The sequence below is a fragment of the Bradyrhizobium sp. 482_C4_N1_8 genome, assembly GCF_052075965.1.
In the GTDB taxonomy this organism is placed as follows: Bacteria; Pseudomonadota; Alphaproteobacteria; order Rhizobiales; family Xanthobacteraceae; genus Bradyrhizobium; species Bradyrhizobium barranii.
Map to the genome: position 1 here is coordinate 4,707,130 of NZ_CP197231.1, position 22,324 is coordinate 4,729,453.

Sequence of the window (22,324 nt, forward strand, 5' to 3'; positions counted from 1 at the left end):
ATTTTCCTCGCTAATCCCTGAGGTGCGGCCGCGACGTCGCGGTGTCAGCCGACACCGAGCGCCTTCAGCTTCCGGTGCAACGCCGAACGTTCCATGCCAACAAACTCAGCTGTGCGAGAAATATTTCCTGAAAAACGGCTGATCTGTGCAATCAAATAGTCGCGCTCGAACACTTCGCGCGCTTCGCGCAGCGGCAGCCCCATGATGTGCTCGCCATTGTTGCTGGTCGGCATCGCCGGCACCATCGAGCCGACGTCCTGCGGCAGCATGTCGGCGGTGATGATCACCTCCGGTCCGCCCGCGGCCAGAATCATGACTCTCTCAACGTTGTTGCGGAGCTGGCGCACGTTGCCCGGCCACACATGCGATTGCAGCACCGCCATCGCGTCCTGCCCGATCTGCCGCTTGGGCAGGCCGCTGCCGGCCGAGATCTGCTCCATGAAATAGTCGATCAATTCCGGAATGTCCTCGCGCCGCTCCGAGAGCGCGGGCACGCGGATCGGCACCACCGAGAGCCGATGATAGAGGTCTTCGCGGAAATGACCGGCAGCGATCTCCTCTTCGAGATTTCGCGCCGTGGAGGAGATGATGCGGACGTCGACCTGCACCTTGCCGGTGCCGCCGACGCGCTGGAACGACTGCTCGACCAGCACGCGCAAAATCTTGTTCTGGGTCTCGCGCGGCATGTCCGCGATCTCGTCGATGAACAGCGTGCCGCCATGGGCTTCCTCGAGCGCACCGGGCTTGCGCGCCTGCTCGCCGTTAGATTGCTCGACACCGAACATCTCGTGCTCCATGCGCTCCGGCGTGATCGCGGCGGCATTGATCACGACGAACGGACCATCGGCGCGGCCCGAGGCCGTATGCAGCGTGCGCGCGGTCAGCTCCTTGCCCGCGCCGGCCGGGCCGACGATCAGGATGCGGCTGTTGGCCTTGGCCGCGCGATCGATGGTCTGGCGCAGCTGGTTCATGCTCGGCGAGCGGCCGACGAGCGAGCTTGCGCTCGGCGCGAGCTGCTTCAGCTCCTTGACCTCGCGCTTGAGTCGCGAGTTCTCCAGCGCTCTGTTCGCGACCAGGATCAGCCGGTCGGCCTTGAACGGCTTCTCGATGAAGTCGTAGGCGCCGCGCTTGATCGCGGCGACCGCGGTCTCGATATTGCCGTGGCCGGAGATCATCACGACCGGCAGATCGGCATTGTCCTTCTTGACCTGCTCCAGCAGCTGCAAGCCGTCGAGCTTGGAGCCCTGGAGCCAGATGTCGAGAAACACCAGGTGCGGCCTGCGATTGGCGATCTCGGCGAGCGCCGTATCGCTGTCGCGAGCGGTCCGGGTCACGAAGCCCTCGTCTTCGAGAATGCCCGCGACGAGATCGCGAATATCGGCCTCATCATCGACAATCAGAATTTCACTTGCCATGGTTCGCGCCTGTCTTGTCAGATGCCTGTTGAGGCTTCGATCTTCGTTGAATCATTGGTCATTTCAGCCGGCTCTTTGGTTTCGGCGGCCGGCGGTTTTGTTTCGGGCGGCTTGGCGATGTCCGTGACCGCGTTTGCGGCCAACGATGCCTGCACGGTCCCCTCGCTCTTCGCGGGGGCACCGGAGATCGCAAAACGCATCCGCATCCACGCGCCGCGCTGGCCCTCGCGGAAATCGGAAGCGTCCTTCAGCTCGATACGCCCGCCATGGTCTTCGAGCACGCGGCCGACGATCGCCAGGCCAAGGCCGGTGCCCTTGGCCCGCGTCGTCACATAAGGCTCGAGGAGGCGCGAGCGCGCGACCTTGGGCAGGCCGATGCCGTTGTCGATGACGTCGATCAGCACGTCCTCGCCCTCGCGCGAGACCACGACGTCGATGCGGCCCTTGCCGTAATCCTTGCCGAGCTCCTCCGGCGGCACCTGCTCGACCGCCTCGGTGGCGTTCTTGACGATGTTGGTGACCGCCTGCGAGATCAGCCGCCGGTCGAACTGCGCGCGCAGCGGATCTTCCTTGAATTCGGCCTCGATATCGATCTCGGGATGGGCGACCTTCATCAGGAACACCGCCTGCCGCACGGTGTCGGCGACGTCCTCGCCCTCCATCACCGGCTTCGGCATCCGTGCGAAACGCGAGAACTCGTCGACCATGCGGCGGATATCGTCGACCTGGCGCACGATGGTATCGGTGCACTGCTCGAAGATCTGCTTGTCCTTGGTCTCGGTGATGTCCTTGCCGAACTTGCGGCGGATGCGCTCGGCCGAGAGCTGGATCGGCGTCAGCGGATTCTTGATCTCATGCGCGATGCGGCGCGCGACGTCGCCCCAGGCCGAGGTGCGCTGCGCCGAGACCAGCTCGGTGATGTCGTCGAGCGTGATGATGTAGCTGTCGTGCGGCTGGCTGGTCTTCTCGGCGCTGACGCGGACCGACAGGTTGCGCTCGGTGCCGTCGCGCGTGATCGTGATCTGGCCCTGCACCAGGCGCTGGGTCCCTTCCCGCGCCGTCTTCATCATCTCCTCTAGCTCGGGCAGCACGTCGGAGAGCGGATGGCCGAGCGTCTCCGCTTCGGAGTGCCCGATCAGCTTCTCGGCGGAGCGGTTGAGGATGCCGACGCTGCCCGAATTGTCGACGCCGATGATGCCGGCACTCGCCGAGGACAGCACGGCCTCGATGAAGCGGCGGCGGCTGTCGATGAGATCGCTGGCGTTGACGAGCTCGTCACGCTGGCTGCGCAATTCCTGCGTCATCTTGTTGAAGGTCTCACCCAGCTGGGCGAGGTCGCCTTCCGACTGGTGCACGGGCACCTTCACATGGAGGTCGCCGGTCGAGACCGTGTGTGCCGCGTTCATCAGCCGCCGGATCGGGGCCACCAGCGAGTTGGCGAAGTTGAGGCCGATCAACACCGAGGCCATCAGGATGGTCAGCGCGATCACCGCGAACATCAGCGCGAAGGCGACCTGGATGCCGAGCCGGCGCGACTCGATCTGGGCGTATTCGGCGACGCTGACTTCGGTCTGCTTGAGCTGGTTGACGACGTTCGGATCGAGCGGCCGCGCGACATAAAGGAAGGTGTCGCTGAAGGCGCGCAGGCGGATCACCGCGGCGACGAAGCTCGCATCCGGCAGCACGGCGATCTCGGGCTCGGATTCGTTGACGTTGCTGAGGAAGTCCGGCGCCGGCGGCGAATAGGCGAGCCGCATGCCGGTGTCGGCCGATTCGAGGATATTGGTGTTCTTGTCGATGATCATCGCGCCCGGCAGGTTGCGGGAGCCGGCGCTGGCGGTCAGCAGCTCGCGGAACGAGCGGCGGTCCTGGTCGTAGAGCGGCCGGGCGTGGGCGATGTCATTGGCCATGCCGAGAATGTCGCCGCGGATCAGCTGTGCGTGGTCCTGCATGTAGGCGCGCGCGATCGTCAGCGAATTCTGGATCACCTCCTTGGTCGGGCCGGAGAACAGCCGGTCGAGGCCGCGCTCGATGGTGACGTTGGCGACGACGGCGACCAGCACCGCCGGCAGCACCGCCACGATCGAGAACAGGCTGACGATCTGGACATGGAGGCGCGCCGCCGCCCGGCCCCGCCGCCGCGCCAGGATCAACTGCCAGAGCTCGCGGACGATGATGCCAACCAGCAGCAGGATCGTGGCCGCATTGATCAGATAGAAGGAGCGGACCACCTCCGGCGTCGGCTCGATCCTCGTGAGACCGGTCAGGACCAGGAAGGTCAGGAGGGCCGACAGCAACGCCATCGCCACGGCAAGGGGTGCCAGCCAGCGTCGCACCGACCAACGCCGGGGCTCTTCCGCTGGGGCCGTGTCGAAGTGTGCGGCCGAGGTATCTGCGCTGGTCATTCCGGCAATGGTGCTGAAAACGGGGTCCGCGGCGGGCGGATACTGATGTATTCGTACCACATTGTTGCCGAATTGCGACAATTCCGCGGCGCCCTCGCCGCGACGGACCGGCGCATCCACAGGCCGCTGTTCTGGCAAACCTCGCTTGCGGGAACGGATTCCCGCCCCTGCGGCTTGACCGCCATGGACAGGTTCTTTCTCGCGATGATGGTGTCGGCCGTGCTGCTGCTGATCGTAGCCGCCGACCTCCTGGTCAATGGTCTCGGGGTGCAGCAGCCGCTGGCGAACGTCGCCAGCGCCCAGCCGGTCTCGGCGCGGCTGATCAGATGAGCGCGACGCTGCGCTCGGCGGTTGAATAGCAATTCATACGTTCCAGCGGAACGTTTCGGCCTGATTCGGACTTTTGCTCACCGCGTTAGCCACAACGGCCAGCGCGATCCGGACAGGCTCAGCTCCGCTTTGGTAGGGGGAGCTGAGCCACCGTCCGTTCGGGAAGACTAACCCCCGCTCCGGTACACCTGGATATCGAGGTCCCGGATCTTCTTCCGCAGCGTGTTGCGGTTGAGACCGAGCAAATCGGCGGCGCGGATCTGGTTGCCGCGGGTGGCGGCGAGCGCGGCCGTGAGCAGTGGCACCTCGATCTCCTTGAGGATGCGGTGATAGAGGCCCGGCGGCGGCACGCCGTTCGGGAAGCCCTGGAAGTGCGAGGAGAGATAGGCCTCGACCGCGCCGCCGAGATTGTCGACGCCCTGCTGGACCGCGGCACCGGGGCTGACCGTGGGCGGCGCCAACTCGCCGTCGATGACGGAGCCCGTGATCACGTCCTGCGGGTAGAGCGCGGCGAGGCGCCGGGCGAGATTCTCGAGCTCGCGCACGTTGCCGGGCCAGCGGTGCTGCTTCATCCGCTCCAGCGCCAGCGCATCGAGCTTCTTCGGCGGCAGGCCGTCCTTCTCGGCCAGCGTGAAGAAGTGCCGCACGAGGTCCGGCAGGTCTTCGATGCGCTCGCGCAAGGGGGGCAGCCGCAGCGGCACGACGTTGAGGCGGAAGAACAGATCTTCGCGGAATAGGCCCTGCTGGATCAGGACGCGCAGGTCCTTGTTGGACGCCGCGACGATCCGCACGTCGGTCTTGATCGGGGTGCGGCCGCCGACGGTGGTGTATTCGCCCTGCTGGAGCACGCGCAGCAGGCGGGTCTGCGCCTCCATCGGCATGTCGCCGATCTCGTCGAGGAACAGCGTGCCGCCCTCGGCCTGCTCGAACCGGCCCGAGGCGCGGGTGTTGGCGCCGGTGAAGGCGCCGCGCTCGTGGCCGAACAGTTCGGACTCGATGAGGTCACGCGGGATCGCCGCCATGTTGACCGCGACGAACGGGCCGTTGCGGCGCTTGCCGTAATCGTGCAGCGCGCGCGCCACCAGCTCCTTGCCGGTGCCGGACTCGCCCGTGATCATCACGGTGAGGTCGGTCTGCATCAGGCGCGCCAGCACGCGGTAGATTTCCTGCATCGCCGGCGAGCGGCCGACCAGCGGGATCGCCTCCATCTCGGCGTCCTCGTCCGGCGTCGAGACCCGTTCCTTCGGCTCGGCCAGCGCACGGCCGACGATGGCGATCAGCTCCTTCAGGTCGAAGGGCTTTGGCAGATATTCGTACGCCCCGCGCTCCGAGGCGCGGATCGCGGTCATGAACGTGTTCTGCGCGCTCATGACGATGACGGGCAGATTCGGCCGCATCTTCTTGATCCGCGGCAGCAGGTCGAAGGCGTTCTCGTCGGGCATCACCACGTCGGTGATGACGAGATCGCCCTCCCCCTGGCTGACCCAGCGCCACAGCGTTGCGGCATTGCCGGTGAGCCGGACTTCATAGCCGGCGCGGGATAGCGCCTGATTGAGAACCGTGCGGATGGCGGTGTCGTCATCAGCAACGAGAATGCTACCTGCGGGCATCGTTAATCCTCATTTCGCCCCCTGTGACGCAGACGACGACTTCCCGGCAGAGCCGTCGCGGCTGCTTGGATCGGCATGTTTGACCGATGTGGAATACATCGGCATCAGCACGCGGAAGGTGGTCTTGCGCGGCTGAGACTCGCATTCGATGATGCCCCCGTGATCTCCGATGATCTTTGCGACCAGCGCCAGGCCAAGACCCGAGCCGGTCTGCTTGGTGGTCACGAAGGGATCGAACAGGTTGGGCAGAAGATCGTCCGGCACGCCTGGTCCGTTGTCCTTCACGCAGAATTCGAGCGGCAGCGATACACGGGATTTTTGACCGGGGACTGACAGGCGCACGCCGGGACGGAACGCGGTGGTGAGCTGGATCTCGGCGTCGGGGACGTCGATCAGCGCTTCGGCGGCGTTCTTCACGAGGTTGAGGAACACCTGGACGAGCTGGTCCTGGTTCGCCAGGACCGGCGGCAGCGACGGATCATAATCCTCGATGAAGCGGATGTTGCGGGCAAAGCCCGACTGCGCCAGTCGCTTCACGTGATCGAGCACGGAATGGATGTTGACGGGACCGCGCACCACGGGGCGCTCGTCGCCGAACACCTCCATGCGGTCGACCAGCGTCACGATGCGGTCGGCCTCGTCGCAGATCAGCCGCGTCAGCATGCGGTCCTCGGACGAGGCCTGCTGCTCCAGCAGTTGCGCCGCGCCGCGGATGCCGGAGAGCGGATTCTTGATCTCATGCGCCAGCATGGCGGCCAGCGCGATCACCGAGCGCGCGGCGCTGCGATGGGTGAGCTGGCGATCCATCTTGTCGGCAATGGAACGCTCCTGGAGCATCACCACGATATGGCCGGGCCGCTCCGTCAGCGGGGCGACATGCAGATCGACCTGGCGGTCGCCGCCCATGCGCGGCGTGCCCAGATCGACCTTGTATTCGTTGACCGGCGAGTTCGACGAACGAACCTGGTCGATCAGCGCCAGCAAGGGGCTCCCGAACGGCACCAGCTCTTTCAGCGACTGCCGTTTCAGGAACTGCGTCGAGATGTCGAAGAAGGCTTCGGTCGCGATGTTGGCGGCGACGATCTTGCCGTCCGGCCCGATCATGAGCACGGGATTGGGCAGCGCATCCAGGATCGCATCGCTCTCGGACGGAAGCGGCCGGCGATGGTCAGCAGCTGAGCTCATGCAGCAGCGCTCCATGCGAAATCGTCGAAGGCATCTTGCAGCGACTGGTGGACGAGGCGCGGATCCTCGGAGGTGAGGATCTTCTGGCGCCAGGCTTTCAGCTTCTCGGCCGGCGCACGGCTCACATCGGCCGCGACGTCGAGCGCCCAGCCGAGATGTTTTCGCGCGTGCCGGAGGCCGATGCGCAGGCCGTAGAGCGCGCAGACGCCCTCATAGAGCGTGCGGACATAATGCAGCTGGGTCGCGAGCGACGGCGCGGCTTCGACCGCCCCGCCCTTCAGGCGGCGGCCGATCTCGCCGGGCAACCAAGGCTGCCCCTGCGCGCCGCGGCCGATCATCACGGCATCGGCGCCGGAGGCCTCCAACGCCGCGAGCGCCTTCTCGTAAGTGGTGATGTCGCCGTTGACGACGAGCGGAATGGAGATCGCTTCGCGCACCGCGCGGATCGCATCCCAATCGGCCTCGCCCTTGTAGAACTGACAACGGGTGCGGCCGTGCACGGTGACGAGCTTGATGCCGGCGGCTTCCGCACGCCGCGCCAATTCCGGCGCGTTGCGGGTGTGATCGTCCCAGCCGAGCCGCATCTTCAGCGTTACCGGCACCTTCACCGCCGCGATCGTCGCATCGATCAGGCTGACGGCATGGTCGAGATCGCGCATCAGGGCGGAGCCGGACTGGCCGCCGGTGACGTGCCGGGCCGGACAGCCCATGTTGATGTCGATGATGTCGGCGCCTCCGGCTTCGGCGATCCGGGCTCCCTCGGCCATCCAGTGCGCCTCGCAGCCGGCGAGCTGGACCACATGAGGCCCGATTCCGGTCGCTTCGCAGCGCAACCGAGACATCTTGTGGCCATTCGCGAGCTCATCGCTGGCGGTCATTTCGGACACGACCAAACCGGCCCCGAGCTCGGCGGCGAGCCTGCGGACGGGCGAGTCGGTGACCCCCGACATCGGCGCCAGGAAGACCGGGGTGGCGACCTCGATATCGCCAATTTTCAACGGCTTAGAGCCTGATACTGCCGAGCCGGTCACAGGGGTCTCGTTGCGTAGGCAGGGCCTCATCGCGCCTGCCATGACCTATCTTGCGCACAATTCTTGTGCAGTCAAGCGTCATGCCTACAGTTTAGACAGTTCTGCAAATCTTTCAAGTGCAGTGCAGCAAAATGCTGTTTCCCACAATCCGGGGAAACCCCCTTTTTTTGCGGGCCTGCCGTGCTAGAGGCATGCGGCAATCACCCCACTCCCCGACTCTCTTCATCACCAACTGAGTATTTGAGTCCTATGGCGAAATCACAGCGCACCGCAGTCGTCCTCGTCGCGGCCGGACGCGGCCTGCGGGCTGGCGCCGGTGGTCCCAAGCAATATCGCGAGATCGGCGGCGTGCCCGTGATCTATCGCGCCATGGAAGCCTTCAGCCGGCACCCCGACGTGTTTGCCGTGCAGCCGGTGGTGAACCCCGACGACAGCGCCATGTTCACGGCAGCGGTCGCAGGTCTCAGCCACGAGCCGCCGACCAATGGCGGCGCGACGCGGCAGGCCTCCGTGCTCGCAGGGCTCGAAGCACTCGCCAGGCATAAGCCCGATATCGTGCTCATCCACGACGCCGCGCGCCCCTTCGTCTCGGCAGGCGTGATCTCGCGCGCAATCGAGGCGGCGAGCCGCACCGGCGCCGCGCTCCCCGTCGTTGCCGTCACCGACACCATCAAGGTCACCGGCGAGAGCGGCAATGTCGAGGACACGCCGGACCGCTCAGCCTTGCGAATCGCGCAGACGCCGCAATCCTTTCGTTTCGACGTCATCCTCGAGGCGCATCGTCGCGCGGCAAAGGATGGACGCAGCGATTTCACCGACGATGCCGCGATTGCCGAATGGGCGGGATTGACGGTCGCAACCTTTGAAGGCGATGTTGCCAATATGAAGCTCACCACTCCCGAGGATTTCGTGCGCGAGGAAGCGCGCCTGGCCAGCCTGCTCGGCGACATCAGGACCGGCACCGGCTACGACGTGCACGCCTTCGGCGAAGGCGACCACGTGATGATCTGTGGCGTGCGGGTACCGCACACCAAAGGCTTCCTCGCCCATTCCGACGGCGATGTCGGCCTGCATGCGCTGGTCGACGCCATCCTCGGCGCACTCGCCGACGGCGATATCGGCTCGCACTTTCCGCCGAGCGATGCGAAATGGAAGGGGGCTTCCTCCGACCAGTTCCTGAAATACGCCATCGAGCGCGTCGCGCAGCGCGGCGGCCGCGTCGCCAACCTCGAGGTGACGATGATCTGCGAGCGGCCGAAGATTGGCCCCTTGCGCGACACCATGCGCGCCCGCATCGCCGAGATCTCCGGGGTCGACATCTCGCGCGTCGCGGTGAAGGCGACCACCAGCGAGCGGCTCGGCTTCACCGGCCGCGAGGAAGGCATCGCGGCTACCGCGAGCGCCACCATCCGCCTGCCCTGGGGCGTCTAGGTCATGGGCGGCAGCGACGCACGCGCCCTCTCCCGCTCGCTGCTCGATCTTTGCCGGATGCGCAAGCTGACGATCGCCACCGCCGAGTCCTGCACCGGCGGCCTGGTTGCCGGCGCGCTGACCGACATTCCCGGCTCCTCCGACGTGATCGACCGCGGCTTCGTCACTTATTCCAATGATGCCAAGCGCGCGATGTTGGGCGTCGAGGCGAGCACGCTCGCGAATTTCGGCGCCGTCAGCAAGGAGACCGCAACCGCGATGGCGGTCGGCGCGCTGGAGCGGGCCGGCGTCGATCTCGCCGTTGCCATCACCGGTATCGCCGGCCCCGGCGGCGCCACGCCCGGCAAGCCGGTCGGTCTCGTGCATTTTGCGGTTGCCGCGCGCGACGGCCGCATCGTCCATCGCGAGCATCGCTTTGGCGCGATCGGCCGGACCGCCGTGCGCCAGCGCTCGGTGGTCGAGGCATTGCGCATGCTGATGGATCTCGCCCGCGGCCCGAAGGCCCAGCCCAAGCCCCGGCGCGCCGCCGCGGCAACCCGCCTGCGTCCCCGCGTGACCCGCTCGCCGCGCCGGCATGCGGTGAAGCGCAGGACGCCGCGGTCACCGCGCGGCTGAGCCACGTCATGCCGCCGCCAGCAGCGCGCTCGCGTGGTCGAGCACGCGCTGCTTGACCGCATCGGCGTCGGACGGCGCCACCTTCGCGCTCACCGTCAATTCCACGACGGGCGCTGCGGGATCGGCGGCGACCACCTTCGACACATTGACCGATGGCGCGGCCCGCTCGTCGACGCGAGGATCTTCACGCAACTCCTTCAGGATCTGGTCAGCCAGCTGCCGGCCTGTCCCATGCTGTCAATTGAGCGCGGCCAAGCGCGCGTTCCCGGCATGTGCGTTCGGCGCAAGGAAGCTGAATGGGTTCCGCGACATCCAATTATTGTTCCTGGCGCTTCGTCCGACAAATGACAGGGAGCTTCTGCTCAATCGCCTTCGCCAGCACCGTGCCGCGGGTCCGGCCGAGCTCTTTCGCTATCAGCGCAATCGGCTTGGTGCCTGCCAGTACCTTCAGCCTGCCAAGGTCTTCTTCGCTCCATGCCTGCTTCCAGCGTCCCATCTCCCCCGATCCCGCGATAAAGCGCCCGCGCCCGACTCGGATTGTAGTCAAACCTTTCGCGAAGGGCAGAGCTCGTGGTGCGCCGTTTGCGGCAAGGGGTGTTGCGTCAGCGCGCTGCGTTTTGGCACAAACTGCACTTGTCGCCCGACGGGAAGATGCACTCTGATGACAGGTCGTCTGCCCGGCCCAAGCGGCAGAACACCCGCGCGCGCGAACGGATTCCACATTGCCGCGCTTCCCGCTTGTGAAGCAAAGCTCGGGCGGAATACGCCGCGAGATCGCGGCGTTACGCCAGTTTTCAAAAAGCACGCAATTCTTGTCGAATTCGATCAGGATCGCAAATGTGCAACCGCGACCAAGCGTCATCGCCATGTCCGATCTTGCGCGCGACTGTATTGGCGCAATAATGCGGCTCTACGCTGTGGCCAGGAATCAACCCGGTCCTGCTTTTTGGAGGGCGACGGCGTGTTCGCTCGCGACACTGCACTGGCTATCGCAATTGCTACCTTGGCCGCTATTGATGGTACTGCCGCACAAACGGCCAACCAGCCGCCGGATACCATGGCGGCGCGGGTGGAGGCGTGCACGCCCTGTCACGGCAACAAGGGCGAAGGCACCAGCGACGTCTATTTCCCGCGGCTTGCCGGCAAGCCGGCCGGCTATCTCTACAACCAGCTCCTCGCCTTCCGCAGCGGCCGGCGCAAATACCCGCCGATGAACTATCTGCTGGAGTTTCTGCCTGATCCGTATCTGGAGGCGATGGCTGAATATTTCGCCAGCGAGCATCCGCCGCTGCCGCAGCCCGCGCCGAGCGAAGTCAGCAAGGAAGTGCTGGCGCAGGGCGAACTGCTCGCGACCAGCGGCGATGCCGGTCGTAACATACCGGCGTGCGTGAGCTGTCACGGCCCGGGCCTCACCGGCATGCAGCCCGGCATCCCCGGTCTGCTGGGCTTGCGCGCCGCTTACGTCAGTGCGCAGCTCGGCGCCTGGCGCTACGGCACGCGAACGGCAAAATCGCCGGACTGCATGCAGCTCGTCGCCGGCCATCTGACGGAAGCAGATGTTACCGCCGTTGCGGCCTGGCTCGCGACGCGACCCGCGCCCACCAACCCGGCCCCCGTCCCGAAAGGCACCTACGCGCTGCCGTTCGGCTGCGGCAGCCAGCCCAACTGACGAGGCGCATGATGGGCTCAAGACTGTCGATCACGCTGCTTTCGATCAAGCTCCTGGCCCTTGCCGCGCTCATCACGGCCGCGCAGGCGCAGGACAAGGCCGGCGACGTCATTGCGCGGGGTGAATATCTCGCCCGCGCCGGCGATTGCACGGCCTGCCATACTGCGGCTGAGGGCCGGCTGTTTGCCGGCGGGCGCCCGATGCCGACCCCGTTCGGAACGATCTACACCTCCAACATCACGCCCGATCCGGAGACCGGCATCGGCAAGTGGAGCGCGGACGATTTCTACAGAACCATGCACAACGGCCGTTTCCCGGATGGTGGGCTGATCTATCCGGCGATGCCGTTCGCGTCCTACACAAAGGTGACACGCGCCGACAGCGACGCGATCTTCGCCTATCTGCGCTCGATTCAGCCGGTGAACCAGAAGAACAAGCCGCACGAGCTGCGCTTTCCCTATGACAACCGCCAGCTCATCCTCGGCTGGCGCACGCTGTTCTTCCGCGAGGGTGAGTTCAAGCCCGACCCCACCAAGTCGGCGGAATGGAATCGCGGCGCCTATCTGGTCGAGGGGCTCGGTCATTGCGGCATGTGCCATTCGCCGATCAACGCGCTCGGCGGCACCTCGCAATCGGACGCCTTCAAGGGCGGCCTGATCCCGATGCAGAACTGGTACGCGCCGTCCCTCACCTCCAACCGTGAGGCGGGTCTCGGCGACTGGAGCATCAAGGACATCACCGACCTGCTCCAGACCGGCGTCTCCATGCGCGGCGTGGTCTACGGCCCGATGGCCGAGGTCGTGCACAACAGCCTGCAATACCTCAACGACGAGGACACGCGCGCCATGGCGGTGTACCTCAAGGGCATCGCGGAGCCCTCGCCTCCGCCCGCGCCGAGCTCGGCGCTGCCGAACACCGAGAGCAGCCTGCTGATCAGCCTCGGCAAGACCGTCTACGACAAGAATTGCGCGAGCTGTCATGGGGCGCAGGGCGAAGGCAAGCCGCCGCACTGGCCGCCGCTCGCCAACAACCAGTCGATCGAGATGCAGTCGGCGGTCAATCCGATCCGCATGGTGCTCAACGGCGGCTATCCGCCGGGCACCAAGGGCAATCCGATGCCCTACGGCATGCCGCCCTTCGCAGGCCTCCTCTCCGACAACGAGGTCGCCGCCGTCGTCTCCTACATCCGCACCGCCTGGGGCAATCGCGGCACGCCGGTCTCGGCGCGCGAGGCCAACGAGCTGCGCTCCGCACCGCTGAACTGAGAGGCGTCATGTTCAATTCCGATCCGCCGACCAGCCCAGCCGCCGCCGACCAGGCCGTCGAGGAAGTCGTCTCGCAAGGACCGTCCGGCGCGATCGTGCTGGCCGGCATCGCCACGGCCTGCGTGGTCGCGATGTGGTTTGCCTTCTATCTCTTCGTCTTCCTGCCGCGCGGATCGCTGCAATGAGCGCAGGGGACACCCACACCCATGGCAGCGCCGAGGTCGCGGCCCGCGTCGAGCGGCGCTGGGCGACCATTGCCGTGATAATCGTCGTCGGCATGGCGCTTCTGGCAGCCTTCGCCGGCATCCATCGCGCCACCATGCCGCAGCCGCGCGTCGAGACCACCGATCCCTCGCGCATTCATCTGTCCGGCGAATTCGTCGAGAGCAATCTCGGCAGCGTGCTGGAGGCCAATGGCAATGTGACCGTGCGCGCGATCGGCCAGCAATATTCCTTCACGCCGGCCTGCATCGTGGTGCCCGTAGATACGCCGATCACGATGCGCGCCACCAGCGCCGACGTCGTCCACGGCATCCTGATCCAGGGCACCAACATCAACACCATGCTGGTGCCGGGCTACATCTCCGAGCAATTGATGCGCTTTACGAAGACCGGCGACTATCTGATGCCCTGCCAGGAGTTTTGCTCCTTCGGCCACGAGGGCATGTGGGGCAAGGTCAAGGTGATCAACAAGACCGACTTCGCCGATCGCGCGAAGGGTGGCGGGAGGCTGAGCTGTGTTGGCGAATAGGAAACTCATCCTCGCCCATTTCTGGCTGGCCTTCGGCGTGTTCGGCATCGCGCTCACGCTCGGCGCCTGGCAGATGTTCATCCGCAGCCCGATCGGCACCTGGCTGTCCAATCCCGAGCTCTATTACCGCTCGCTGACCGCGCACGGCACGGTGATGGGCTACGTCTTTCCCACGCTCGTCGCGATGGGCTTTGGCTATGCCATCAGCGAGTCCGCGCTGGAGCAGCGCCTGGTCGGCGTGCGCTGGGCCTGGACCGGATTTTGGCTGATCGTGATCGGCAGCGTCATGGCGCTGATCCCGGTCGCGCTGGGGCGCGCGTCGGTGCTCTACACCTTCTATCCGCCGCTGATCGGCAACGTTTTCTACTACCTCGGCGTCGTGCTGGTCGTGGTCGGCTCCTGGATTTGGGTCGCGCTGATGGCGATCAATCTGCGCGTCTGGCGGAAGGCCCATCCCGGCGCACCGGTGCCGCTGGCGATGTTCGCCAATGTTGCGGGCTCCTATCTCTGGGCCTGGACCGCGGTTGGTGCCGCGCTCGAGCTGCTGCTCCAGATCATTCCCGTCGCGGCCGGGCTGAAGGCCACGATCGACGCGGGTCTTGCCCGCGTGTTCTTCTCCTGGACGCTGCACGCCATCGTCTATTTCTGGCTGATGCCGACCTACATCGCCTATTACACCATCGTGCCGCGCGCGATCGGCGGCCGGGTTTATTCCGACAGCATGGCGCGGATCTCCTTCATCCTGTTCCTGGTGGTGGCGATGCCGATCGGCATGCACCACACCTTCGCCGATCCGCAGGTCGGCGCCGGCTTCAAGTTCATCCATTCGGCCTTCACGGCGCTGGTCGCGCTGCCGACGCTGCTGACCGTGTTCACGATCTGCGCCTCGGTCGAGATCGCGGCGCGCCTGCGCGGCGGCCGCGGCCTATTCGGCTGGATCAAGGCGCTGCCCTGGGACAACCCGATGATGCTGGCGCTGGCGTTCTCGTTCGTCATGCTCGGCTTCGGCGGCGCCGGCGGCCTGATCAACATGAGCTACCAGCTCGATGCGTCGATCCACAACACGCAGTGGATCACCGGCCATTTCCACCTGATCTTCGGCGGCGCCATCGTGATCATGTACTTTGCGATCGCCTATGATCTGTGGCCGCATCTGACCGGGCGCGAACTCATCGACATCCGCCTGATCCGCACCCAGCTCTGGCTTTGGTTCATCGGTATGATCATCACGACCTTCCCGTGGCACTGGGTCGGCATCCTGGGCATGCCGCGCCGCATGGCCTATTTCGACTTCGGCGATCCCGCGATCGCGCCGCAGGCGCTCTCGGTCACGTTCTCCGCGATCGGCGGCTTCATCCTGCTGGCGTCGGGCATCATGTTCATCGTCATCCTCGCACGTGGCATGCGTGCGCCCCGGGTTGACGCCGGCCCGTACCGCTTTGCGCTGGCTGTGCATCAGCCCGCGACCGTGCCGGTCGCGCTCAACACGCATGCGCTGTGGGTGGCGCTGATGATCGTCCTCACCCTCACCAATTACGGCTACCCGATCGTGACGCTGGCGCTGACCGAGGGCACGTCGGTGCCGGCCGTCTATGTGGGAGCGCAGTGATGAGCGCGCGCGACCTCTTCACCTTCCGCAACAGCCATTTCAGGATGGGCGTCGGCATCACCGCCGCGATCCTGATCGTGACGGCGATCACCGGCTTCATCGTGCTGCCCTTCGCACAGCCCTGGGTTCAGTTCGCCAATGTCTGGGATGCGATCTGCAGCGCCGCCGGCGTGCCACAGCGCGCGGCGAATGTTACTGCGCCCGAGCAGACAAAACGCCTGTCGGAGGTCGTGCTGACCTCGCATACGCTGTCGCGTCCGAGCCAGGAAGCGATCGGCCGCGGCGCGACGCTGGCGCAGCGCTGCGCGATCTGCCACGGCCCGACCGGCATCAGCCGCGCGGATTCGCCCAATCTCGCCGGCCAGTACGCGGCCGTCATCTACAAGGAGCTGCACGATTTCCGATCCGGCGCGCGCACCAATGCCGTGATGTCGCCATTCGCCGTCAATCTGACGGACCAGGAGATCGCCGATCTCTCGAACTATTACGCCTATCTGCCGCGGCCGGCAGCCTATCACCCGACGCCGCAGCTGCCGAAACCGAGCATCGTCATCTACGGCGCGCCGATGCGCGGGATCGCGCCCTGCGGCTCCTGCCATGGCAGCCTCGACAACAAGACCGGCAGTCCGTGGCTCGAAGGCCAGTCCGAAGCTTACATGAAGGCGCAGCTCCAGGCCTTCGCATCCGGCGAGCGGCGCAACGACATCAGCCAGCAGATGCGCAACATCGCCCGCGCGATGACGCCGCAGGAGATCGAGGCGGCCGCGGCCTATTACGCCTCGCAGCCGCCGGATGTGGTGAAGGCGGTGGATTGAGCCTCACTGTCATTGCGAGCGCAGCGAAGCAATCCAGAATCCCTCCGCGGAAAGACCCTGGATTGCTTCGTCGCAAGGGCTCCTCGCAATGACGGCGGAGAGAGTACGCCTTACGACGACGCCAGCTTCGGCCGGCCGTAGATCGCATCCGCCCGCTTCTCGAATGCGATGGAGAAGCGCGCGAACGCGGCATCGAACATCGAGCCCATCAGCATCGCCAGCATCCGGCTCTTGAACTCGTAGGCCAGGAAGAATCCGACGTCGCAGACGCCCTCACCCTTGGGCTCGAACGTCCAGCGGTTCTCGAGGTTGCTGAACGGGCCTTGCAGATATTCGACCCGGATATTCAGATTGGCGCGGTCGAGAGTCACGCGGCTGGTGAAGGACTCCTTGACCAGCTTGAACGACACCGTCATGTCGGCGACCAGCACCTCGGTGCCGTCGGGTTTGGCCATCCGCTGGCGGATCTTGAGCGCGCTGCACAGCGGCACGAACTCCGGGTAGCGCTCGACGTCGGCGACCAGATCAAACATCTCGGACGCGCTGTGATGGACACGGCGCTTGCTTGAAAATTTGGGCATGGCGGTTCAGCGGGCAGTCGCGGCCCGTGCGGCCTTCAGTCTCGCAAAGTCCTCGCCGGCATGATGCGACGAACGGGTGAGCGGGCTCGCCGACACCATCAGGAAACCCTTGGTGTAGGCGACCTTCTCGTAGGACGAAAACTCGTCGGGCGGCACATAGCGCATCACGGCGTGGTGCTTCCGGGTCGGCTGGAGATATTGCCCGATGGTCAGGAAGTCGACGTCGGCTGAGCGCAGATCGTCCATCACCTGCTGCACCTCGTGGCGCTCCTCGCCGAGGCCGACCATGATGCCGGACTTGGTGAAGATGGTGGGATCGAGCTCCTTGACCCGCTGCAACAGCCGGATCGAGTGGAAGTAGCGCGCGCCGGGCCGCACCGTGAGGTAACGCGACGGCACGGTCTCGAGATTGTGGTTGAACACGTCGGGCCTCGCCGCGACGACGATTTCGAGCGCCCCCTCCTTGCGCAGGAAGTCGGGCGTCAGGATCTCGATCGTGGTCGAGGGGCACGCGGCCCGGATCGCACGGATGGTCTCTGCAAAATGCTCGGCGCCGCCATCGGCCAGATCGTCGCGGTCGACGGAGGTGATGACGACGTGGGCCAGCCCCAGCTTGGCGACGGCTTCGGCGACGTTCTGCGGCTCGGCCGCATCCAGCGCATTGGGCATGCCGGTCTTGACGTTACAGAACGCGCAGGCCCGGGTGCAGGTGTCCCCCATGATCATGAAGGTCGCGTGCTTCTTGTCCCAGCACTCGCCGATGTTCGGGCAGCCCGCCTCCTCGCACACGGTATGCAGGCCGTTGGCGCGCACGATGTTGCGGGTGTCGGCATAGCCGCGGGTATTGGGCGCGCGCACGCGAATCCAATCCGGCTTCGGCGGCGAAGCGGAATCAGGGCGATTCACCTTTTCAGGGTGGCGGGGGCGCAACGGGTTCGAGATGGTGTCGACAATAACGACCATGGGCTGTCCGGTCTGTTCAGGTCCTACCTAGTCGGTCTGGCTGCCTGCCGCAACCCGGCTCGCGCCGCTTCAGGGAACATGGCAGATATGGGCAATATCCTGCTCTGTTCTCAGGCGATTCTCACCTCGAATGGCTCCAACCTCGAAAGCCTCACCACCGCGGCTCGGCAAAGCCCTGAAGCGTGGGTTTTTCGGCCGCAGCGTCCACGAGGTCGCGCCCGATTTGATCGGGGCCACCATGCTGGTCAATGGCGTCGGCGGCCTCATCGTCGAGGTCGAGGCCTATCATCATACCGAGCCGGCGGCGCACTCCTACAATGGCCCGACGCCGCGGAACCAAATCATGTTTGGCCCGCCCGGTTTTGCCTATGTCTACCGCTCCTACGGCATTCACTGGTGCGTGAACTTCGTCTGCGAGGAGGAAGGCTCCGCCAGCGCCGTGCTGATCCGCGCATTGGAGCCGACGCATGGCATCGCCGCGATGCGCCGCCGCCGCCATCTCCAGGAGGTGCACGCGCTGTGCTCGGGTCCCGGCAAGCTGACCGAGGCGCTGGGCATCACCATCGCGCACAACGCCCTGCCGTTGGACCGGCCGCCGATCGCGCTGCATGCGCGGACAGAGGAGGTCGAAGTGGTGGCCGGCATCCGGATCGGCATCACCAAGGCCGTCGAGCTGCCCTGGCGCTATGGCGTCAAGGGCTCGAAGTTCTTGAGCAAGCCGTTCCCGAAGGAGGCCTAGAACCCGTTCCGATGGAACGGGCTCTAGATTCTAGTTTTGACGCGTTTTCTTGACGCGAACCGGTTTCCACTTCGCTCGAAAACGCTCTACGACGCCTGCTTCAGCCGCTCCAGCGCCTCCAGCAGCTTGGCCTTGCGGGCCAGCGCCGCCTCGCGCTTTTCGCGCTCCTCCTCGACGACCTCCTCGGCCGCGTTGGCGACGAACTTCTCGTTCGCCAGCTTGGACTCGGCGCGCTTGATGTCGGCGTCGGCCTTGCCGATTTCCTTGTCGAGGCGCGTGCGCTCGGCGGCAACGTCGATCACGCCCTTCAGCGGCAGCGCGGCCACCTCGCCGCGCACGAGGAGCTGGACCGCGCCATCAGGTGCGCGGTCGGCGAAGGAGATGTCGGACAGCCGTGCCATGCGCTTGATGACGTCGGTCCAGCGCGGCGCGCGTTCCTTCGTCTCGGTCGAGGCGCCCGCGAGCACCAGCGCCGTCAGCGTTGCCGGCGGGATGTTCATCTCGGCGCGCACCGAGCGGATCTGCGTGACCAGGTCGATCACCCAGCCGATCTCGGCTTCCGCCTTCGGATCGGTGAAGTCGGCATGGTCGAAGATCGGCATGATCAGGACCGGCGAGATCAGCGGATCAGTCGGCCCGGCAGCCGCGGCGAGCATCGCGAGTTGCTCCGGCGTCGGCTCGGACGGCTTCAGCGGCCATTGCGCCAGCGCCAGCAGGCCGTCGCGCTTGGCCGTCACCTCCCACAGCTCTTCGGTGATGAAGGGCATGAAGGGGTGCAGCAGCTTCAGGATCTCGTCGCGCGCCCAGGCGACCATGGCACGGGTTTCGTCCTTGGCGGGGCTGTCCGGACCGAGCAGCACGGGCTTTGCGAGCTCGACATACCAGTCGCAATAGACGTTCCAGACGAAGCGGTAGATCGCACCGGCCGCATCGTTGAAGCGATAGGCTTCGATTGCCTCGGTCACCTCGCGCGTGGTGTGGGCGCTCTCGTGCGCGATCCAGCGGTTCAGCGTTTCCTTGGCCTTCGCCGGCTCGAAACCTTCGGGCACGGCGCAGTGGTTCATCTCCGCGAAGCGCGACGCATTCCAGAGCTTCGTCGCGAAATTCCGGTAACCCTCGACGCGGCTGGTGGCGAGCTTGATGTCGCGTCCCTGCGCCGCCATGGCGGCCAGCGTGAAGCGCAACGCGTCGGCGCCGTATTCGTCGATCAGGTTGAGGGGGTCGATGACGTTGCCCTTCGACTTCGACATCTTGGCGCCCTTCTCGTCGCGGACGAGGGCGTGGATGTAGATCGTCGAGAACGGCACTTCTTTCATGAAGTGCAGGCCCATCATCATCATCCGGGCAACCCAGAAGAAGATGATGTCGAAGCCGGTCACCAGCGCGTTGGTCGGGTAATAGCGCTGCACTTCCGGCGCGTCCTCGGGCCAGCCGAGCGTCGAGAACGGCCACAGCGCCGAGGAGAACCAGGTGTCGAGCACGTCCTCGTCACGCGTGATGAAGCCTTCGCGCTTGTTGCGGTCGAGCGCCATCTCGCGGCCCTGCTCGGCCGTGATGACCTCCTGCTCGACGTAATAGCCGAGCGCGTGGCTGACGGCCTCCTCCTCGGTTTCGGCGACGAACACCTTGCCATCAGGGCCGTACCAGGCCGGGATCTGATGACCCCACCACAGCTGGCGCGAGATGCACCAGGGCTGGATGTTCTCCATCCACTCGAAATAGGTCTTTTCCCAGTTCTTCGGCACGAACGTCGTTTCGCCCGAACGCACCGCCGCGATCGCGGGCTTTGCCAGCGTCTTGGCGTCGACGTACCACTGGTCGGTCAGATAGGGCTCGATCACGCTGTTCGAGCGGTCGCCGTGCGGCACCATGTGGGTGTGCGGCTCGATCCGCTCGACGAAGCCGAAGGATTCCAGTCGCTCGACGATGCGCTTGCGCGCCGCGAAGCGGTCGACCTTGTGAAACTCCTCGGCGAACTGCGAAGCGCCTTCCGGCAGGTTACGCAGGTAAACCTCATTGTCGACGAGGTCGAGGCAACCTTCCTTGTCGATGACGCTGATCCGGCCCAGGCCGTGGCGATTGCCGACCTCGAAATCGTTGAAGTCGTGCGCCGGCGTCACCTTCACCGCGCCCGAGCCCTTGTCCGGATCGGAATATTCGTCAGCGACGATCTTAATCTTGCGACCGACCAGCGGCAGGATCACGTTCTTGCCGACCAGCTTCTGATAGCGCTCGTCGTCGGGATGCACCGCGACGCCGGTGTCGCCGAGCATGGTCTCGGGCCGCGTGGTGGCGACGACGATGAAGCTCGAGGAATCCTCGGGGCTGAACGTCTTGCCCTCGATCGGATAGCGCAGATACCACAGGTGGCCCTTGACCTCGGTCTGCTGCACTTCGAGGTCGGAGATCGCGGTCAGCAGCTTGGTGTCCCAGTTCACCAGCCGCTTGTCCTTGTAGATCAGGCCGTCGCGATGCAGCTCGACGAACACCTTGATGACGGCCTTCGACAGGCCCTCGTCCATGGTGAAGCGTTCGCGCGACCAGTCGCAGGAGGCGCCGAGGCGCTTGAGCTGGTTGATGATGGTGTCGCCGCTCTCGGCTTTCCACTGCCAGACCCGCTCCAGAAACTTCTCGCGGCCCATCTCGCGGCGGCTGGGCTGCTGACGCTCCATCAGCTGCCGCTCGACCACCATCTGGGTGGCGATGCCGGCATGGTCGGTGCCGGGCTGCCACAGCACGTCGCGGCCGCGCATTCGCTCGAACCGGCACAGGATGTCCTGGAGGGTGTTGTTGAGGGCGTGGCCCATATGCAGCGAGCCCGTCACGTTCGGCGGCGGGATCACGATGGTAAAGGGCACTGCGTCGCGGCGGTCGGGGCGGCCGGCCCTGAAGGCACGGCTGTCCTCCCACACGACGGACATGCGGGCTTCGATATCGGCGGGCTGGTAATTTTTCTCGATCATGGGCTGCTAGAAAGCCGCGCGCGGGGGGCAAGTCAACGAAAAGGTCCAAAAGAAGGACCAAGAGAAGATCAACGGAAAGCCCGGCGGCAAAACGGCTTGCCGGCCGGTCGGCAGGCCAAACAGGCGCATAAGAGGGGCTTTATGAGGGCTCGGGAGCCGCCCTCACCTGCCGCCGCGCGAGACCCGCTCGATTTCGGCCTTCACGATGCGTTCAACGAGGCCCGGCAGGTTGTCGTCGAGCCAGGATTTCAGCATCGGACGCAGCATCTCCTTGACCAGATCTTCCAGCGTCCGCGCATTGCTGCTGAGCACCGTGTGGGCCAGGGAGTTGAAGGCGGATTCGACCGCCGAGACCGTCGATTGGGCCAGGATCGGCTGTTGGGGCGGTACCGGCGGCGCATCGTAGTCCACCGCCGCATAGGACGATGACGGCATCAGGCGCAGCGGCGATTCGGCGAATTCCAGATCGTCGCGCGGCTCGACCTTGCGGAAGCTCGGCGGCGGCGGAGGCGGCGTCGGCTCCGGATCCACCGCCATCTCGTCGGTCAATTCGAGCACGTCGGGTTCAGGTTCGGGCTCTGGCTCAGGTGCACGGACCTCGGGCGCAGGCGTAGCCGCGTCCAGCCCCGCCAGCAGAGCATCAATATCGTCCTGGTTATTGGATGCATCCGCCGCAGGTGCGGGCGGCGGCGGCGCTGGAGCCGGCTTCGCAACCGGCGGCGGCGCGGGCTTCTCGGCAGCAGGTTTCGCGGGAGCGACCTTGGATGGCGGAATGTCGTTCATTGCTGACGGCTTCGGCGCAGCTGCAGCGGGCGCTGGCTTGGCAGCTTCGGCCGGCGGCGGCTTGGCCTCATCGTCGGCAATGATGCGCCGGATCGAGGCCAGAATCTCCTCCATCGAGGGTTCTGTGACCTTTGCAGGCTGCGTCATCTCCGACTCCACATCAT

Annotated in this window: 21 protein-coding genes; 10 read left to right on the forward strand and 11 right to left on the reverse strand. The window is 65.6% G+C overall.

All coding sequences use genetic code 11. The annotated features are described in order from the left end of the window. Positions 1 to 44: 44 nt before the first annotated feature. Positions 45 to 1,415: a nitrogen assimilation response regulator NtrX gene (ntrX, locus tag AB7Z56_RS22490; protein WP_071914044.1), complete on the reverse strand. Its 1,371-nt coding sequence runs from the start codon at positions 1,413 to 1,415 to the stop codon at positions 45 to 47. A 17-nt stretch (positions 1,416 to 1,432) separates the two neighbouring features. Next, positions 1,433 to 3,820, reverse strand: a complete 2,388-nt coding sequence (locus tag AB7Z56_RS22495; RefSeq protein WP_354123807.1) for a sensor histidine kinase — start codon at positions 3,818 to 3,820, stop codon at positions 1,433 to 1,435. Positions 3,821 to 3,865: 45 nt separating this feature from the next. Here AB7Z56_RS22495 and AB7Z56_RS22500 point away from each other — a divergent pair, with 45 nt between their 5' ends. Continuing rightward, positions 3,866 to 4,150, forward strand: coding sequence for a hypothetical protein (locus AB7Z56_RS22500; RefSeq protein ID WP_063983321.1), 285 nt, complete (start codon positions 3,866 to 3,868; stop codon positions 4,148 to 4,150). A gap of 167 nt (positions 4,151 to 4,317) precedes the next feature. Here AB7Z56_RS22500 and ntrC read toward each other — a convergent pair whose 3' ends face one another. The 3 genes from ntrC to dusB are packed head-to-tail and all read right to left on the reverse strand — an operon-like array spanning position 4,318 to position 7,943. After that, a complete protein-coding gene (gene ntrC / locus AB7Z56_RS22505; protein WP_028147560.1) occupies positions 4,318 to 5,760 on the reverse strand; it encodes a nitrogen regulation protein NR(I) in 1,443 nt (480 codons plus the stop codon). A 9-nt stretch (positions 5,761 to 5,769) separates the two neighbouring features. Further along, on the reverse strand, positions 5,770 to 6,945 hold the full coding sequence (locus AB7Z56_RS22510; RefSeq protein ID WP_063986376.1) for a two-component system sensor histidine kinase NtrB: 1,176 nt from the start codon (positions 6,943 to 6,945) through the stop codon (positions 5,770 to 5,772). After that, the gene (gene dusB, locus AB7Z56_RS22515; protein WP_187388075.1) at positions 6,942 to 7,943 is read right to left on the reverse strand and encodes a tRNA dihydrouridine synthase DusB; all 1,002 of its coding nucleotides are present in this window, start codon (positions 7,941 to 7,943) and stop codon (positions 6,942 to 6,944) included. The genes AB7Z56_RS22510 and dusB overlap by 4 nt, the downstream gene beginning before the upstream one ends. Before the next feature lie 282 nt (positions 7,944 to 8,225). On the opposite strand from dusB, the gene AB7Z56_RS22520 reads away from it, so the two are divergent. Together AB7Z56_RS22520 and AB7Z56_RS22525 are read left to right on the forward strand one after the other, a co-directional pair. Further along, positions 8,226 to 9,407, forward strand: coding sequence for a bifunctional 2-C-methyl-D-erythritol 4-phosphate cytidylyltransferase/2-C-methyl-D-erythritol 2,4-cyclodiphosphate synthase (locus AB7Z56_RS22520; RefSeq protein ID WP_063983322.1), 1,182 nt, complete (start codon positions 8,226 to 8,228; stop codon positions 9,405 to 9,407). A 3-nt stretch (positions 9,408 to 9,410) separates the two neighbouring features. After that, on the forward strand, positions 9,411 to 10,022 hold the full coding sequence (locus tag AB7Z56_RS22525) for a CinA family protein (RefSeq protein WP_028161429.1): 612 nt from the start codon (positions 9,411 to 9,413) through the stop codon (positions 10,020 to 10,022). A gap of 6 nt (positions 10,023 to 10,028) precedes the next feature. On the opposite strand, the gene AB7Z56_RS22530 is transcribed toward AB7Z56_RS22525, so the two are convergent. Next, on the reverse strand, positions 10,029 to 10,214 hold the full coding sequence (locus AB7Z56_RS22530) for a hypothetical protein (RefSeq protein ID WP_231141971.1): 186 nt from the start codon (positions 10,212 to 10,214) through the stop codon (positions 10,029 to 10,031). 124 nt (positions 10,215 to 10,338) lie between these two features. After that, positions 10,339 to 10,890 carry a hypothetical protein gene (locus AB7Z56_RS22535; RefSeq protein WP_354096316.1) on the reverse strand — a complete coding sequence of 184 codons (552 nt, stop codon included), beginning with the start codon at positions 10,888 to 10,890 and terminating at the stop codon, positions 10,339 to 10,341. A 189-nt stretch (positions 10,891 to 11,079) separates the two neighbouring features. Between AB7Z56_RS22535 and AB7Z56_RS22540 the strand changes: the two genes are divergently transcribed. From AB7Z56_RS22540 to AB7Z56_RS22565, 6 genes are read left to right on the forward strand one after another with little or no spacing between them, the layout of a single operon-like run. Next, entirely contained in the window at positions 11,080 to 11,691 is a 612-nt protein-coding gene (locus AB7Z56_RS22540; RefSeq protein ID WP_225048829.1) for a c-type cytochrome, read from the forward strand. An 8-nt stretch (positions 11,692 to 11,699) separates the two neighbouring features. Then, positions 11,700 to 12,956, forward strand: a complete 1,257-nt coding sequence (locus AB7Z56_RS22545) for a cytochrome c (RefSeq protein ID WP_094183930.1) — start codon at positions 11,700 to 11,702, stop codon at positions 12,954 to 12,956. Positions 12,957 to 12,964: 8 nt separating this feature from the next. After that, positions 12,965 to 13,141, forward strand: a complete 177-nt coding sequence (locus tag AB7Z56_RS22550) for a hypothetical protein (protein ID WP_166341619.1) — start codon at positions 12,965 to 12,967, stop codon at positions 13,139 to 13,141. Beyond that, positions 13,138 to 13,707 carry a cytochrome C oxidase subunit II gene (locus tag AB7Z56_RS22555; protein WP_354123809.1) on the forward strand — a complete coding sequence of 190 codons (570 nt, stop codon included), beginning with the start codon at positions 13,138 to 13,140 and terminating at the stop codon, positions 13,705 to 13,707. The genes AB7Z56_RS22550 and AB7Z56_RS22555 overlap by 4 nt, the downstream gene beginning before the upstream one ends. Next, positions 13,694 to 15,316, forward strand: a complete 1,623-nt coding sequence (locus AB7Z56_RS22560) for a b(o/a)3-type cytochrome-c oxidase subunit 1 (RefSeq protein WP_135213613.1) — start codon at positions 13,694 to 13,696, stop codon at positions 15,314 to 15,316. Before AB7Z56_RS22555 ends, AB7Z56_RS22560 begins: the two co-directional genes overlap by 14 nt. Then, on the forward strand, positions 15,316 to 16,131 hold the full coding sequence (locus tag AB7Z56_RS22565) for a c-type cytochrome (RefSeq protein WP_166096541.1): 816 nt from the start codon (positions 15,316 to 15,318) through the stop codon (positions 16,129 to 16,131). Before AB7Z56_RS22560 ends, AB7Z56_RS22565 begins: the two co-directional genes overlap by 1 nt. Before the next feature lie 110 nt (positions 16,132 to 16,241). Here AB7Z56_RS22565 and AB7Z56_RS22570 read toward each other — a convergent pair whose 3' ends face one another. Together AB7Z56_RS22570 and lipA are read right to left on the reverse strand one after the other, a co-directional pair. Then, positions 16,242 to 16,712 (reverse strand): type II toxin-antitoxin system RatA family toxin, encoded by a 471-nt coding sequence (locus tag AB7Z56_RS22570; RefSeq protein WP_071914058.1) that lies wholly within the window; start codon positions 16,710 to 16,712, stop codon positions 16,242 to 16,244. A gap of 6 nt (positions 16,713 to 16,718) precedes the next feature. Beyond that, positions 16,719 to 17,675, reverse strand: a complete 957-nt coding sequence (gene lipA / locus AB7Z56_RS22575; protein ID WP_063983327.1) for a lipoyl synthase — start codon at positions 17,673 to 17,675, stop codon at positions 16,719 to 16,721. A 130-nt stretch (positions 17,676 to 17,805) separates the two neighbouring features. On the opposite strand from lipA, the gene AB7Z56_RS22580 reads away from it, so the two are divergent. Next, a complete protein-coding gene (locus tag AB7Z56_RS22580; protein WP_063983328.1) occupies positions 17,806 to 18,414 on the forward strand; it encodes a DNA-3-methyladenine glycosylase in 609 nt (202 codons plus the stop codon). Between the two features lie 86 nt (positions 18,415 to 18,500). Here AB7Z56_RS22580 and AB7Z56_RS22585 read toward each other — a convergent pair whose 3' ends face one another. Together AB7Z56_RS22585 and AB7Z56_RS22590 are read right to left on the reverse strand one after the other, a co-directional pair. Next, complete coding sequence (locus AB7Z56_RS22585; protein ID WP_231141965.1) at positions 18,501 to 21,377, reverse strand: valine--tRNA ligase; 2,877 nt, start codon at positions 21,375 to 21,377, stop codon at positions 18,501 to 18,503. 162 nt (positions 21,378 to 21,539) lie between these two features. Next, the gene (locus tag AB7Z56_RS22590) at positions 21,540 to 22,274 is read right to left on the reverse strand and encodes a PopZ family protein (RefSeq protein WP_223154042.1); all 735 of its coding nucleotides are present in this window, start codon (positions 22,272 to 22,274) and stop codon (positions 21,540 to 21,542) included. Between the last annotated feature and the right edge of the window lie 50 nt (positions 22,275 to 22,324).